This window comes from Microcystis sp. MC19 (assembly GCF_003019735.1).
In the GTDB taxonomy this organism is placed as follows: Bacteria; Cyanobacteriota; Cyanobacteriia; order Cyanobacteriales; family Microcystaceae; genus Microcystis.
The window spans coordinates 1,030,001-1,044,681 of sequence record NZ_CP020664.1 but is presented as its reverse complement, the minus strand read 5'-3'; the positions used below and the strand labels follow the sequence as shown (position 1 = coordinate 1,044,681).

Here is a 14,681-nt window from a genome sequence, read left to right as displayed (position 1 = left end):
AGAGATTTATTGAGATGTAAGTAGTTAGGTGTTAAAAACTTTATTCCCCCTTTATTTCCCAGGGAAGGGGGGTTAGGTCATTCGGGCGATTTTTCATGTTGGCAAGGTCATATTCTGGTTTCATGGTTTTATTATCGATAATGTTTACCTTCGTTTTTACCCGTAAAAGTCCTCATTTAGAATCTGTTCAGGTGTGAAAGGACAAGCGGGGGGATACTCACTTTCTTGGGGAATAGGAATACCAAATTGAGCGCGTTTACCCTGTTTGATGGCGACTTTACGAGCGCTGGAATAGGCTTGTGTGATGGAGATTAAGAGATAAGATTTAAGAGAGGGAATCTTAAGTAAATCATCTTGAACGCGCTGACGATGCTCATCTACTGAGTTATACCAACTTGCTTTCATTGTCTCAGGAGCATCATGCTGTATCTTTAATTTGAGTAAGTGAATCAACAAGACCATTAAGTTGCTCTCTAAGGCGCGTTTCTCTGACTTACCCAAATCTTTTAACTCCTCAATTAAGTTTTCTATATCCAGTTGTTCAAACTGTCGATTCTGTAATTGATGAATAGTTTGCTCAATCCACAACTGAAGATCTTGTTCGTAAAGTGTTGTGGGATTTTCTTGAATGTCCGATTGTTTTAATAAGGTCATTTGGATTTCATTAAGTTAACGGTAAATGTACAATTCGGTCTTCATATTCATTGTCAAAAGAACCTTTGGCAATTACAATTAATTCTAACAAGTTATCACCAATACTTAAATCTTGATTGAGAATAAAAATTCCAGGAATGTGACGGTTTTGTTTGAAGTGTTCTCTTAAATGTACTGGCATAGAAGCACGATTATTTGTCACTAAAATAAATCCCATCACCTCACACCAAATCAAGATTTCTGGATCTAATGTACCTAATTTTGGTGTATCTGGTTCACCAACTACTCGAATAATGATTTCTGGTTCTCGGCGACGCAATTGTTGAGGATACACCGAATTAACATTTTCATCAATTAAATATTTCAGTGTCATTAGCTTTCTGCTTGGCTGTTATTTCAGCTTTCAATTTTCTCAGTCGTTCAACCACAGGCGGAGGATTTTTTCGCTGTTCTTCTCGCATTTTTCGCCCCCATTCTAGCCAGTCGGCGATGTATTGGCTCACTTTTTCTTTATCATGAAGATAATAAAGAATCGTCGCATATACCTGTTCGAGGGTTAAAGATGGATAAGTATTAGCAATTTCTTCGGGAGTTTTGGCTTGGTAAATGAAATCGTGTAAAATGGTTTCAATACCGACGCGGGTTCCTTTTAGCCGAATATCGTTAGGAGCAAGAAAATTAAAATAGTCTTCGAGTTGCATGATTTATACCAATTGAAGATTCAAACTTAACTTTATTCTTTAAGTAACATTGTTATCTTAATTATACTTGATCTTTACCAGATAGTGTGATCGCATTGGGTTCTTAATTATTGACCTCTCCCCTGAACCCTATCCTACAAGGAAAGGGGAGAGAATTTAGCGAAGAGAGTGCAACAACAAACTGGGTTTGTTGTCAAGGCTCTAGCCCGAACAAGTTTAACCTGTTTTCTTTAGATAGTGAGAAGCTAAATGGACATAACCCTATTGCCCAAATTGGGTAACTTATCTAGAATAAGTATATGAAGAGAGGAGGAGACGTGATGGAGTATCAGAATTTTTCGCTCATTAAAGAAGATATTCAGGCTGATGCTTGCGGACGGATTAGCCTTGGGACTGAATGTAGCAACCGTCACTATCGGATACTGATGAATGCAAGCGGGGAACTTCTTTTGGTTCCCATGGTTGCGATTCCAGAGCAAGAGCTATGGGTATTTCAGAATCCTAGGGTCCGCGAGTCGCTCAAACGGGGACTCACGGAAGCCAGCACGGGAAATTTAGCTGAAGAAACAGTCGATTTAGACGCTATGCTTGAGTTTGCTGCATCTATTCCTGAAGAGGTCGAGGAGTAGGTGAGTTTTTCTTTACGACAGACACAGGAAGCTCGAAATACTCTATCTGAATTGCGAGCAGAAGCGGAACAGGCTCAAAAGACTCGCCTGGCTCAAGGTAGGACAAAAGCATCGAAACAAGAGGGTCTCTACAAACAGGTAACAAAAGCCCTCAAGCTCCTCAGTACAAACCCAAGACATCCGGGACTAAAAACCCACGAATTTAATTCCCTCGATAACCCTTATGATGCAACACAGAAGGTTTTTGAAGCCTACGCCCAACAGAATACACCGGGAGCCTATCGAATTTTCTGGTGCTATGGACCTCATTCGGGGGAAATCACCATTCTCGCTATTACACCTCATCCGTAGATCACAACATTGTAGGGGCGAAGCATTCGGGCGATAACCTATCGCTGAAACCGTAGATTTCCTATCCGAATGCTTCGCCCTTACTTTTTCAGCAAGCCCGAAATAGTTAGCGCTGAAGCGCAACAACAAACTAGGTTCGTTATTCCCCCCTTATCAAGGGGGCTATCCCTTATAGGGATCTTTCTTAACAATTTTTGCAGTAAGCACTCCAACCCTTATCCTGACTTGATTTCAGTTTTTTCTTTGTCAGTAAGGGTGTCAACAAGGAATATTACAAATTGTTAACCGAGTCTTGAAAGCCTTGTGCCACAAAGGTTTGAAATGTTAAGAAAGATGTGACTAAAGGACAGATCAAGGGGGGCAGGGGGGATCGAACCTAAAATCCATTTTTAATTTAATTATAACCAGCTACTTACGTTAACTGAATTGATAGCCGCAAACACGCAGCCTACGCCCAAAACCCATTCTAACCCTCCAGCAAACCCCGCACCTCCTCAACCCCAACCCCCAAAATATCAGCCGCAGCAACAAAAATCTCCTCATCTTGCGTTTGCTGATAAAGAGCAACAAGACGAGGCAAAGAATAGGTTTGTACCCTGTAACTATCCTTAAATTCTGCAAAAATTTGTAAGGCTTGCAGGTAATAACTTTTCGCTTGGCTCAATTCCCCAACTTCTTGCGCTACCCTTCCCAACTGGTGCAGGGTGCTGGCTTGCCCGTAGCGATCCCCATATTCAATGAAGATCTGAATAGCTTGCTGGTAGTAGCTTCGGGCTTGCTCCCATTCCCTCAATTCTTGCGCTACGTTTCCCAACTGGTGCAGGGTGCTGGCTTGGGAGTAGCGATCCCCATATTCAATCTTGATCTCAATAGCTTGCAGGTAGTAGCTTCGGGCTTGCTCCCATTCCCTCAATTCTTCCGCTACGATTCCCAAATGGTGCAGGGTGCTGGCTTGGGAGAAACGATCCCCATATTCAATCTTGATCTCAATAGCTTGCAGGTAATAACTTTTGGCTTGGCTCAATTCCCCAACTCCTTCCGCTACCCTTCCCAACTGGTGCAGGGTTCTGGCTTGGGAGTAGCGGGCGCTTTGCGTGCCTCCGGCAGCGCCATATTCAATGTAGATCTCAATAGCTTGCTGGTAGTAGCTTCGGGCTTGCTCCCATTCCCTCAATTCTTGCGCTACTGCTCCCAAATTGTGATAGATACTTCCCAATGTTGAGGCTTTTTGTTGCTCGTCCACTCCTTGGAGATTTTGAGTTAATTCAATAACTTTTAGATGAGTCTGTTTCGCTTGTTCATAGTTTTTTGTATGTCGATAGGCGATGGCGAGATTGCCCAAAGCATTGGCAATATTACCACCGATTATCCCAGTTTTAATCTGTTCAGGATAAGCTTGACAAGCTTGACAAACACTCTCGCATAGTTTCAGTCTGCTACTAACATCATTGGTAACAACAAAATAATTATGTAAGCAAAAGAAGATATAAATATCTTCCTGCTTCTCCAAACAAATCTGCAACGCATTAAACAGATTTTCATACTCCCAGCGACAGAACAATATCCCTAACTGCTTCTCTTGCGGATTTTTGGAATCTAGTAAGTCATCATAATAACCTGCCAAGCCTCGGTAATGATTCTTAAATCCCTCCCAAATTGCTGCTTGTGTCTCTGGTGCTAATTCCTTTAACTTCGTCTTCAAGAAGTAGGGAAAAATGGGCTGGATAGTCAATAAACTCGGCATTTCTTCACTCATAGGCGAAAGCAAACCCCAATGAATTGCTTCTTCAATCGCTGCATCAAATTGGTCAAATTGATAGCCTTGTAAAGGTTCTAATTGCTGTAGTTTTTGGCTATAAATAGGAATAACACCCCTGGGAATAAACCCACTAAACGGCGCTAAACAGAGTAACAACTTCTGCGCCTCCTCAGACAAATTACTGTGGGAATATTCCACACACTTGATGATATTATTAGTCTTATCCTTATCCCCCACATCAGCTAACTCCGCCAACTGTAACCCTTGCCAAATCTCCTCCGGTGACTGTCGCTTCAGATTCGCTAATACCACTTCCATCGCCAACGGATATCCCGCCAACAATTTCATCAAGCGCTTAAAATAATCATCCTTTTTAATCGCATTTTTCCGACTCTTCGCCTGACGTTCTAAGATTCTCTCCGCTAATTCAGTTCTCGACTCTTGGTCTAATCCTTGTAAGTGATAGATATTCTCCTTAAAAGTCCTGCGTTGCAGCCAAGTTTCCTCACTGCGAGAACCCAAAATCACCTTCGTTTTTCCCCCGACCAAATTCTTGAGAAAATCGGCGATTTCTTCCCTCTCATTCTCCGGTAAAGTATTCTGAATTGCTAACGGTTGTCCCGTCACCGACTCCAGATTATCTAAAATCAGAATATACGCCTCACTGCGGAGTTTTTGTTCTAGTTTCTTTACCCGCGCTTTCAGGTTCATCCCTTGGAAACTCGCCTGTTCAAAGCGATTATAAATTCCCTGACCGATTTCATGGACAATCTGTTCTAACGTCCAAGCTTTTCTATCATAACCAAAATAGAAAATATGGGTCGCCCAGTTGGTTTTCTGCCACCATTCTCGTAGATAATTGAGTAAGGTAGTTTTTCCTGTCCCTCCCATTCCTTTAAGTAAAAGGATATTATGTTTCAGCAGCGCCTTTTCCATCTTGAGAATTTCTAAATCCCTGCCGACAAAGCCGTATTCTGGTAAAGGAAAGACATATTGATTGCCGATATGTTCCCAGTATTTTTCCTCCTCTTCTGGAGTAAATGGACGCAAATTGAGATTAATTTTACCGCGACAATAAATCACCAGTAATAACCAATCTTCTAAATCTATTATCGTGTTATAATAGGCGCGCCGTTGCTTATTATTGAATAACTCTAACCGTCCCTTTCGCATCGCTTCCGTTAGGTCTTTTCCGTTCAATAATTGCTGATAAATTGGTTTCATCATCAACTTAGCTGCAGAAACCGTCACCGAATATCCCATCGCCACCACTGCTTGCATTCCCGCAGTCATCAAACGACTTCCTAAACTGGTTTCCCGATAGTCTTCTGATTCCTGGGAAATTTGCTTTGCTGACTGACAAGCATTGAGAATACAAATAGGGATATTTTTCCCAGTGAGTAAATTCGCTAATTCCGTCGCTTCTACCGGAGTCGCTTGACCTTTTTCTTCTCCTTCCAGAAACAGAAAAGCTTTTACTCCCTCATATTCTGCTAAATCCTCCAGTCCCCATCCCCTTTGATAGCGCCAAGAATCCCCGTGAACCTGTCTTTGGTACTGTTCATATTCCATTAATCCGCCATGAACATCGAAATGAATAACATGATAGTATCCTTCTCCCTTCTCATCCAGATGTCTGGTTAGTGATTCATAAGTTCCGGGACGCAAAATATCAATTTTTACCGGTATTTCACTACTATTTACCAGTTCTACTAAAGGACGGGAAATCGTGCGATAGTTAACATCAGATTCCTCATTAGGACGCGCAATCACCACCAGAAGATTGATAGTAGGATAAGTGGCCATTTGCACCGGGACAACTGTAGCCCCTCGACGCTGGCGGGAGATGATACAATCTATAGAAAAAGGACGCGGTAAATCAGGATCTTTCAGCGCTTCCCAATGTAAAGCTTGAAATTCTGGCGACTGACTTTCGATGATAATTTGCAGTTGACTTAACTGCTTTCGTAAGTCTCGATATTCCCCATAAGCATTTAAATTACTCTGGAAAACCTGTTTAAATAGGTTTTCGCCATAGTTTTGGACGCTGTTGGCGGCTTTTTGCGCCTTATCCGTCCCTAGCGTCGGAAATACTAACCATTCCTCAAAGTACCATTCTAGGTCTTTTTCTTCTTGGTTAGTAAAGGGGTCAGTAACCGTAATTGGGTAGCTGTTACCGCTATCAAAATTGAGAGTAGCAGTAAAGCCACCATCGTTAATTCCTTCTTCGCGGATGGTGAGGACTAACATAGAGATAAGTTTAGAATTGTTCTATTACAACTCTTCAGCAGTTTAACGGTATTATACTGGAAAAAACCTATTGCTTTGAGCCTATGGATGTTCGAGCGGCAGTTGCCCTAGAAGCAGGAAAACCCCTAACTATTGAAACGGTAAAATTAGCCGCACCGCAAGCGGGGGAAGTGTTAGTAGAAATCAAAGCCACGGGAGTTTGTCACACCGATGCCTATACTCTCTCTGGGGCCGATCCTGAAGGCTTATTTCCCTCAATTTTAGGCCATGAAGGGGCCGGAATCGTGGTAGAAGTGGGAAAAGGTGTCACTAGCCTAAAAGTGGGGGATCATGTTATTCCCCTATACATTCCCGAATGTCGTCAGTGCGAATACTGTCTCAGCTTTAAAACCAATCTCTGTCAAGCGATTCGTCTTACCCAAGGTCGGGGAGTAATGCCAGATGGAACCAGTCGTTTTTCCCTCGATGGTCAGCCGCTTTATCACTACATGGGAACCTCGACTTTTGCTAACTATACCGTACTGCCGGAGATTTCCCTAGCCAAGATTCGCCCGGATGCTCCCTTTGAAAAAGTCTGTTATATCGGCTGCGGAGTCACTACAGGTATCGGTGCGGTGATTAATACCGCTAAAGTGGAACCGGGGGCAAAAGTGGTGGTTTTTGGTCTGGGAGGTATCGGTTTAAATGTTATTCAAGGGGCCCGCTTAGTGGGGGCCGATATGATTGTCGGGGTCGATATCAATCCCCAGAAACAAGCTTTAGCGACCAAATTCGGGATGACTCATTTTGTTAATCCCCAAGAAATCGAGGGGGATTTAGTGGCTTATCTGGTGGATTTAACTAAAGGTGGGGCCGATTATAGTTTTGAGTGTATCGGCAATGTCCAGATTATGCGTCAAGCTTTGGAATGTTGCCATAAAGGTTGGGGTGTTGCCACTATTATCGGTGTAGCCGGGGCCGGCCAGGAAATTAGTACCCGTCCTTTTCAATTAGTCACCGGACGGGTCTGGAAAGGTACGGCTTTTGGTGGGGCAAGGGGTCGTACAGATGTACCAAAAATAGTCGATTGGTACATGGACGGCAAGATTAACATTGATGATTTAATCACCCATGTTCTGCCTCTGGCAAGGATTAACGAGGCTTTTGACCTGATGCGACAAGGGGATTCTATCCGCAGTGTGATTACATTTTGAGCAGGGATAATGTTACATTAAGTTAAGAAATACTTGACAAAAGACTCCTAATTATATGTATGCGCCAGTTTCCTGTCCCGAAATCTCGATCGCCGCTATCACGGAACCAATTATCTATCGCTATTTTCAAAGGCTAAACGCGGGCGAATTTGCCGAAACTGCCGGATTATTCGCCGAAGATGGCGTTTTAATCGCACCTTTCGGGGAGGGGGTGCGCGGCAGACAGGCGATCGCTAATTATCTCCATGAGGAAGCGCAAGGATTAACCGCTTTTCCCGCTCAGGGAAGCTTAGAAACCCTAGAGGATCAATCCACCCGAATCACCATCACCGGCCAGGTACAAACCCCTTTGTTTAAAGTCAATGTGCGCTGGCAATTTCAATTAACTAATTCGGTAGAAATTGCCTCTGTGGAAGTAAAACTCTTGGCTTCTCCCCAAGAATTAATCAATTTGCGCCAATTTGCCTAGGGAACGTACACGGGTTGATTCAAGGAGCGCATTAAAGCTTTTCTGCCCAATTCTAGATCTTTTTCTGCGGGGAGCCAATCGGGATGGGCAGCCATGAGGAGACTTTCTATGGTTTCGCGATCGAATAAATGCCAGACCAAGGCGCTGTCAACCCTTGCTTCGATCGCATAACAATTACTGCTCACACAATGAATCTTGCAGCTGCCGACGATTCTTGTTAATTTTAGGCTTTCTCCCGACTGTAGCCCTCGAAACTGACCGATAACTGTTCTTAATTCCTCTATACTAGAAACTATCAAACCGGGGATAATCACTGGCAGCTGTGGATCTCCATTCACCCATAACCAGTAATGACGGGAAGGATCGATTCCTTCTAACCAATTGGCTGCATCGAGAGAGTAGCGGGGGGAAAGGACAAAAGCTTCTAACATCATGTCGGCAGTGGATAACAGGAGAGGGACTACAGAACTTTTAATCAGAACTATTAGCAATTCCTATCAAAGCTCTGTGACAGATTCTTGCTGAGTATTTTTGAAAAATCAAGGTAAGTTAACAAAAGTTAAAATTTATTGGAGCATTTACTGCTATTTTGTTAAGATATGTTGCGGATTCCCTTAACTTTAGTAAACAGAGGAGCTAAATCACCTAGTATTGCGTCCTTTTCAGTGATCAGTAAACAGTGATCAGTAACCAGTGATCAGTAACCAGTAACCAGTGACCAGTGAAAAGACATCAGGAAAGTGCTATTTAAAACTACTCACTTAATACTTCTTACTTAAAACTCAAATCTCATAACTGATGACTGATAACTGATAACTGATAACTGATAACTGATGACTGATAACTGATAACTGATAACTGCCCTAATAACTTTTAAATTTTTAACTTTAAGCAAATGCGTAATAGCGGACTCCTCTCAAAAACCAAAGTCAAACTGAAACGGAAAAAAACGCTCACCTCGCCGACGCGGCCATCGCCGAATAAATTACAGAATAAAATCAAAGATAAAGAGCGTCTAGTCGGTCGTCAGCGTCAGTCATGGCTAATTATGGGCTTAATTAGCATTGTCCTGCTAGGAGGAGTTGGCTCGCGCTTGGCCTATTTACAACTGCAGCAAGGACAAATTAACCGAGAAAGGGCAGAAAATAATCGGATTCGCATTCTTCCCAAACCTCCAGTCCGAGGCAACTTATTCGATCGCAATGGCAAAGTTTTGGCTACGGCCCGTTTAACCCATGCGGCCTATATTTGGCCCAAATCCCAGCGTAATCCCGCCCAAAAACTCAATCTTGACCGTTTAGCCAGTATTTTAGCAATTCCCAGAAGCGACCTAGAAAAACGCATTAACGAAGCGGACGAAAACCCCTCCACCCTGATCCGCATCGCTAGGGGTTTAACTCCGGCCCAAATTATCGCCCTAGAGGAATACAAAGACGAATTAACCGGCATTGAAGTGGACGTGGAATCAGTGCGCTACTATCCCAATGGTAAAATCGGGGCGCATATTCTCGGTTATACCGGGGAACTAACCCCGGAGGAATATCAAGCCAAAAGACGACAGGGCTACCGGTTGGGAGATGTCGTCGGTAAAATGGGTGTAGAAGCCGCCTACGAGTCAAAATTGCGGGGAGAATGGGGGGGAATGCAGTTAGAGGTCAACGGATCGGGACAGGTAATCCAAATTCTCGGCCAAAAAATTGCTAAACCCGGGCAAGATGTCACCCTGACACTAGATTTAAAACTCCAAAAAGCCGCCGAGGCCGCTTTGGGAAAACGCAAAGGTGCGATCGTGGCGATCGATCCCCGGGATGGTTCCGTGCGGGCCATGGTCAGTTATCCTAGTTTCGATCCCAATGTTTTCTCGGCCCCAATTACCACCGCCACCTGGAAAAAACTACAAGCGGAGGGCAACCCGTTTGTTAACCGCGCCCTGCAAGGATTCCCCCCCGCTTCCACCTTTAAAGTCGTCACTGCCACTGCCGGCATGGAATCGGGGAAATTTCCCCCCAATACGGTCTTAAATACCTTTGCCGCCCTTTATGTGGGGGGGACAGCTTTTGGAGAATGGAATCACGCCGGTTTTGGTCCGATGGGTTTTGTCCGGGCCATGGCCATGAGTAGTAACACTTTTCACGGTCAAATAGGTCGCGGGGTGGGGGGACCGGCTTTAATTGCCATGGCCCGGCGCTACGGTTTCGGTCAGAAAACTGGGATAGAATTAGCGGAAGAAACCCCGGGGTTAATTGCCGATCGCGATTGGAAGCTGCGTAATTTTAAAAACTGGGATTGGTCCGTAGGCGATACGATTAATATGTCGATCGGTCAAGGATTTACCCTAGCGACTCCCCTACAGGTAGCTGTGATGTTTGCTGTCCCCGCTAACGGCGGTTTTTTGGTGAAACCGCATCTTTTACAGGATGCCCGGGATGTTAAGGAATGGCGCAAGTCTTTGAACATGAAACCTAGCACCCTAGACACCCTGAGAAAGTCCCTGAGAGCCGTGGTAGCGGAAGGAACGGGTCGGGCCCTATCAGACCCCGCTTTACCGCCCGTAGCGGGCAAAAGCGGCACGGCAGAAGCACCTCCGGGCCAGTCCCACGCTTGGTTTGGAGCTTTCGCCCCTTTTGATAAGCCCGAAATTGTCGTGGTCGCCTTTGCGGAACATTCCGGCGGTGGTGGTGGTAAAGTGGCCGCACCTATGGTACGTCAGGTAATGGAGGCTTATTTTAATGTCAAACCCAAAGAAGAAAAACCCCGGCCGAAGCCTTAGAGACCTGTGGCGGTAAGCGGCACACAGCGCACGGTAATTCCCGTCGCCGTGGCGATTTTTTCCGCCCAAATTGCCAATATTTCAGCGTTTACGGGTTTGAGAATTTGCCTTCCGTCGCCAGCGCTGAGGGGATTATTACCGCGGGTTTCTAATTGTCTTTGTCCGGCCCGGGGACGGGTCGGGGTGTTAAGTTGAATTTCATCCGGTTGTAGCTGTTGCATCAAATCGATATACTGGTCTTGCTCTTGGGGCGACCAAGAGGCCAACACCATGGTTTGAATTGCTAGTTTTCCCGACCATTCTTGGCGAAATTGTCTTAATCCCCACCAAAGCTCCTGCCAATCCAGGCCGGGGACTGGACGGTTAACCCGTCGCCATTGGGCCTCGGAAACAGCATCGATTTTAGCGGCGACGATATCGGCTCTGCTCAACTCTTGACGCACTCGGGCATCTCCCAGGAGGGTACTATTGGTTAAGACCGCCACCGGCCGTCTGGTCATTTCCTTGACGGTGGCCAGTATTTCCCCTAAATTGAGGGCGAGGGTGGGTTCCCCACTACCACTGAGAGTGACTATATCCACGTCCCAGGGAGCAAAGGCAATTAAATCCCTGCTAATTTGTTCGCTGGTGATAAAAATTTTCCGTTGCTCGGTTTTTTGCTCAATTTCTCCTAACTGACAGTAGGCACAGTTAAAGGAACAGGTGGAAACTAAACCGATCGGGTCGATGCCCAAGGAACTGCCGAAACGCCAAGAGGCTACCGGACCATATACGGAGCAGAAATAATCCTGGCGAGCAGTCATCGAACCTACCCAAAAAATACGGAGAGGGAGGGATTCGAACCCTCGGTACGGTCTTACGATTCGTACAACAGATTAGCAATCTGCCGCATTCGACCACTCTGCCACCTCTCCAAGATGACATTACTTTAGTCTAACATGAAAGGCCGATTTTTGGCAAGTAATTTTTGGGCAGTTAATCGCCTAAACGACCATCCTCCATATTGACAATGCGATCGGCGATGTCGAGAATCCGGTTATCGTGGGTGACGAGTAAAATCGTGCAACCTTGTTCTTTTGCCAATTTCTGCATGATTTCCACCACATCGCGCCCGGATTGTTTATCTAAGGCCGCGGTCGGTTCATCGGCGAGGACTAATTTGGGATGACTGACGAGGGCGCGAGCGATCGCAACCCGTTGTTTTTGTCCCCCCGATAGATCGTGGGGATAGTAATCAACGCGGTCCCCTAAACCCACCGATTCCAAAATTGCCGTGGCTTTTTGATCGAGATCTTGTTCTAAAAACTCCTCGTGCAGTTCCAAAGACATCCTAACGTTTTGTTTCGCTGTCAGGAATTTTAGTAAATTATGTGATTGAAAAATATAGCCAATTTGTCGGCGAATTTTCAGCATTTTGCCCTTACTAATTCCTAACATTTCTTGGCCGAGAATTTTTAAACTGCCCGCTTGTGCCGATCGCAAACCTCCCATTAAACTCAATAAAGTAGTTTTCCCCGATCCCGAAGGACCAGTCATAATCACTACTTCCCCCGCTTTAATTTCCAGATCGATATCGTATAAAACCTGTTTTTTTAATTCCCCCGTACCAAAATAGTGATTTAAGCCTTTAATGGCAATTACGGGTTCATTCGGGCTAAAATCCCCTAATTCTCGCTCTTTTTGAAAAATCAGCATTATTTCACCCTTGATAGCTTAAAAAATATCGGCTGGATCTGCTGTCCTTAATTTGCCCATGGCGACAATTCCAGAGGCAATACACATAATAATTGTTAGGATTAAAACTTCGATCGCCCTAGCGGTAGTCATCACTATGGGTAAAAGTGTAGCGGAGGAAGCGAGATTATAAACACCGAGAGAGACGATAAACCCCGGTATATACCCCAAAACCGCTAGTAATAAAGCCTCTTGCATCAAAACCCCGACTAAATACCAATCACCGTAACCCATAGCTTTTAGGGTAGCGTATTCGGGTAAGTGATCGGTGACATCGGAATAGAGAATTTGATAGACAATGACGATACCGACGATAAAACCGACTACTGTACCTAACCCAAAGATAAAACCAATGGCTGTACCATTTGCCCAATAGGTTTTTTCCCTTTCAGCAAATTCTTCTAAAGTAAGGACTATTACTTCATTTTTAGGGAAAAGTGCCTGTAAATTGTCTTTTACTGCCTCGATATTTGCCCCCGGTTGCAGTTTAATCAGTCCTATATCGATTTCGTGGGGTTGACGTTCGGGAAAGAGCCTTAAAAAGGTAGAATCACTGGTAATGACGTTACTATCGGCAGCAAAGGAGGCACCAAGGGTAAAAATTCCCGCTACCTGTACCTCTTTTTTATTTAACTGAACTGTCAAATCGGGGTTTTTCTGGAGTAAATCGGCAATTGGACCGAATTCTGGCCTACCAGCTTGATCGTACAAGACGCGATTTAACATCTTTAGATCACTGGATTTTTGATTGACTTCTGGGAGGGTAAAAACCCGTTGACTGGGATCAAAACCAAAGACTAAAGTAGTTCTTTCTAGGGCAGTTTCGGGATTGCGCCACTGGGCAGAAGCAATATAAACTGAGGCTAAGGATTGAATACCCTCGACTCTTTTAGCTTGGTACAAGCGATCGCGTGAGAAACTTTTCACGGCAAAGAGGGTATCAAATTGGGGATTAATCAGGACTAAATCCGCATCGAGGACATAATGGGGTTTAACGGAAGCATCAAATAAGGCATCCCGAAACCCCAACTGTGTAAAAATTAGGAAGTCAGCAAAAGCAATCCCGGCAATAGCTACAATCAAACGGGTTTTCTCTCGCGTCACCTGTAACCAAGATAGGGGCGTTTTTTTGAATAGATGGGTTAGTTTCATGGAAAACCTACTCATTGATAGTTACAGTTACTTGGGAATTGGTTAAACCTGCCACTTTTTGACTGTTTTTGCGATCTAAGGCAATGCGGACAGAGATAACTTTGCGATCGAAGTTTTCCCCCGGTTGATTGCTGAAGATATTTTGTTGGTCAACTTTTAAAGCAATTAAGCGCACTTTTCCCCTAACTTCGCCCTTAAACGCCGATCCGGTAATCGTGGCAGTTTGTCCCTCGCGAATTTTGCCGATATCGCTTTGATAGATTTCGGCAATTACTTCCATGCGCTCGGTTTCAGCGAGGTCAACAATTCCTTGATCGCTGATTTGTTCCCCGATACGGGTATTGACTTTAATCACTTTGCCGGTAATTGGCGATCGAATATAAGCCTGATTTAACTCAGTTTGAGCCTTTTTAACGGCAACTAGGGCAGCATTTACCTCCGCTTGGGCTGCCTGCACATCGACTCCCCGCACTTCCGAGACTTGATTTAAAGTGGATCTGGCCTCTTTGATCTGCTGTTGACCAGTGGATTCAATCCGGGTTAGGGTAGTCTTGGCTTCTTGTATCTGTTGTTTACCAGTGCGTTCAATTCTCTCTAGGGTAACTTTTGCTTCTGTTAGTTGTTGATTACTGGTTTCTAAATTCAGTCTTTTACTATCAAAACTAGAGGCGGAAATTGCCCCTTCTTGATAGAGTTTTTCGTAGCGATCAAATTCAGCTTTGGCATTGCGATATTCTGCTTCTAATTTAGCAATTGTCGCTTTTTGGGCAGCTATATCCCCTTCTAATTGCGCTGTTAATCTTTGGATAGTTGTCCGTTGGTTTGCTTGATCCCCTACCCATTGTGCTTCGATTTTTCGCACGTTAGCGGCATTAGCATCGATTTCGCCGACTTTTGCCCCAGCTTTTACCTGTTCTAGTTTGGCTGTGGCTACTTTCACCTGTTCTTGTGCCTGTCGCAGGTTATCCTCTAATCTTTCCCGACTTTCGAGAATGGCGATTATTTGTCCCGTTTTGACG

Annotated in this window: 14 protein-coding genes and 1 tRNA gene (1 of these 15 cut by a window edge); 5 read left to right on the top strand and 10 right to left on the bottom strand. The window is 44.6% G+C overall.

The features are described from left to right. Positions 1-156 precede the first annotated feature (156 nt). Genes B5D77_RS05340 through B5D77_RS05330 form a run of 3 tightly spaced genes read right to left on the bottom strand, consistent with a single transcriptional unit; the run spans position 157 to position 1,355 of the window. Positions 157-654, bottom strand: coding sequence for a DUF29 domain-containing protein (locus B5D77_RS05340; protein WP_106908417.1), 498 nt, complete (start codon positions 652-654; stop codon positions 157-159). Positions 655-664: 10 nt separating this feature from the next. Beyond that, on the bottom strand, positions 665-1,027 hold the full coding sequence (locus tag B5D77_RS05335) for a DUF5615 family PIN-like protein (RefSeq protein ID WP_106908416.1): 363 nt from the start codon (positions 1,025-1,027) through the stop codon (positions 665-667). Beyond that, positions 1,005-1,355 (bottom strand): DUF433 domain-containing protein, encoded by a 351-nt coding sequence (locus tag B5D77_RS05330; RefSeq protein ID WP_002737461.1) that lies wholly within the window; start codon positions 1,353-1,355, stop codon positions 1,005-1,007. The genes B5D77_RS05335 and B5D77_RS05330 overlap by 23 nt, the downstream gene beginning before the upstream one ends. Positions 1,356-1,675: 320 nt before the next feature. On the opposite strand from B5D77_RS05330, the gene B5D77_RS05325 reads away from it, so the two are divergent. Both B5D77_RS05325 and B5D77_RS05320 read left to right on the top strand, forming a co-directional pair. Continuing rightward, complete coding sequence (locus B5D77_RS05325; protein ID WP_106909957.1) at positions 1,676-1,984, top strand: hypothetical protein; 309 nt, start codon at positions 1,676-1,678, stop codon at positions 1,982-1,984. Continuing rightward, entirely contained in the window at positions 1,985-2,335 is a 351-nt protein-coding gene (locus tag B5D77_RS05320; RefSeq protein WP_106908415.1) for a hypothetical protein, read from the top strand. It abuts the gene before it with no gap. 466 nt (positions 2,336-2,801) lie between these two features. Here B5D77_RS05320 and B5D77_RS05315 read toward each other — a convergent pair whose 3' ends face one another. Further along, positions 2,802-6,344 carry a tetratricopeptide repeat protein gene (locus B5D77_RS05315; RefSeq protein WP_106908414.1) on the bottom strand — a complete coding sequence of 1,181 codons (3,543 nt, stop codon included), beginning with the start codon at positions 6,342-6,344 and terminating at the stop codon, positions 2,802-2,804. An 83-nt stretch (positions 6,345-6,427) separates the two neighbouring features. On the opposite strand from B5D77_RS05315, the gene B5D77_RS05310 reads away from it, so the two are divergent. Together B5D77_RS05310 and B5D77_RS05305 are read left to right on the top strand one after the other, a co-directional pair. Beyond that, entirely contained in the window at positions 6,428-7,537 is a 1,110-nt protein-coding gene (locus B5D77_RS05310; protein ID WP_104398183.1) for an S-(hydroxymethyl)glutathione dehydrogenase/class III alcohol dehydrogenase, read from the top strand. 55 nt (positions 7,538-7,592) lie between these two features. Beyond that, complete coding sequence (locus B5D77_RS05305; protein WP_106908413.1) at positions 7,593-8,006, top strand: nuclear transport factor 2 family protein; 414 nt, start codon at positions 7,593-7,595, stop codon at positions 8,004-8,006. Here the strand turns inward: B5D77_RS05305 and B5D77_RS05300 are convergent. Then, on the bottom strand, positions 8,003-8,440 hold the full coding sequence (locus tag B5D77_RS05300) for a hypothetical protein (RefSeq protein ID WP_198285278.1): 438 nt from the start codon (positions 8,438-8,440) through the stop codon (positions 8,003-8,005). The genes B5D77_RS05305 and B5D77_RS05300 overlap by 4 nt on opposite strands. A 461-nt stretch (positions 8,441-8,901) precedes the next feature. On the opposite strand from B5D77_RS05300, the gene mrdA reads away from it, so the two are divergent. Then, a complete protein-coding gene (gene mrdA / locus B5D77_RS05295) occupies positions 8,902-10,776 on the top strand; it encodes a penicillin-binding protein 2 (protein ID WP_106908412.1) in 1,875 nt (624 codons plus the stop codon). Here mrdA and B5D77_RS05290 read toward each other — a convergent pair. From B5D77_RS05290 to B5D77_RS05270, 5 genes are all read right to left on the bottom strand, one after another. After that, on the bottom strand, positions 10,773-11,579 hold the full coding sequence (locus B5D77_RS05290) for a radical SAM protein (protein WP_008198057.1): 807 nt from the start codon (positions 11,577-11,579) through the stop codon (positions 10,773-10,775). The genes mrdA and B5D77_RS05290 overlap by 4 nt on opposite strands. Before the next feature lie 19 nt (positions 11,580-11,598). Then, positions 11,599-11,690, bottom strand: a tRNA-Ser gene (locus tag B5D77_RS05285). Between the two features lie 61 nt (positions 11,691-11,751). Beyond that, positions 11,752-12,471 carry a DevA family ABC transporter ATP-binding protein gene (locus B5D77_RS05280; protein WP_106908411.1) on the bottom strand — a complete coding sequence of 240 codons (720 nt, stop codon included), beginning with the start codon at positions 12,469-12,471 and terminating at the stop codon, positions 11,752-11,754. An 18-nt stretch (positions 12,472-12,489) separates the two neighbouring features. After that, positions 12,490-13,662, bottom strand: a complete 1,173-nt coding sequence (gene devC / locus B5D77_RS05275) for an ABC transporter permease DevC (protein ID WP_008198022.1) — start codon at positions 13,660-13,662, stop codon at positions 12,490-12,492. A gap of 7 nt (positions 13,663-13,669) precedes the next feature. Beyond that, on the bottom strand, positions 13,670-14,681 hold the 3' portion of the coding sequence (locus B5D77_RS05270) for an ABC exporter membrane fusion protein (protein WP_106908410.1). The gene runs 272 nt beyond the window's last position; the window shows 1,012 of its 1,284 coding nt (coding positions 273-1,284); its start codon lies beyond the right edge, outside the window; the stop codon is at positions 13,670-13,672.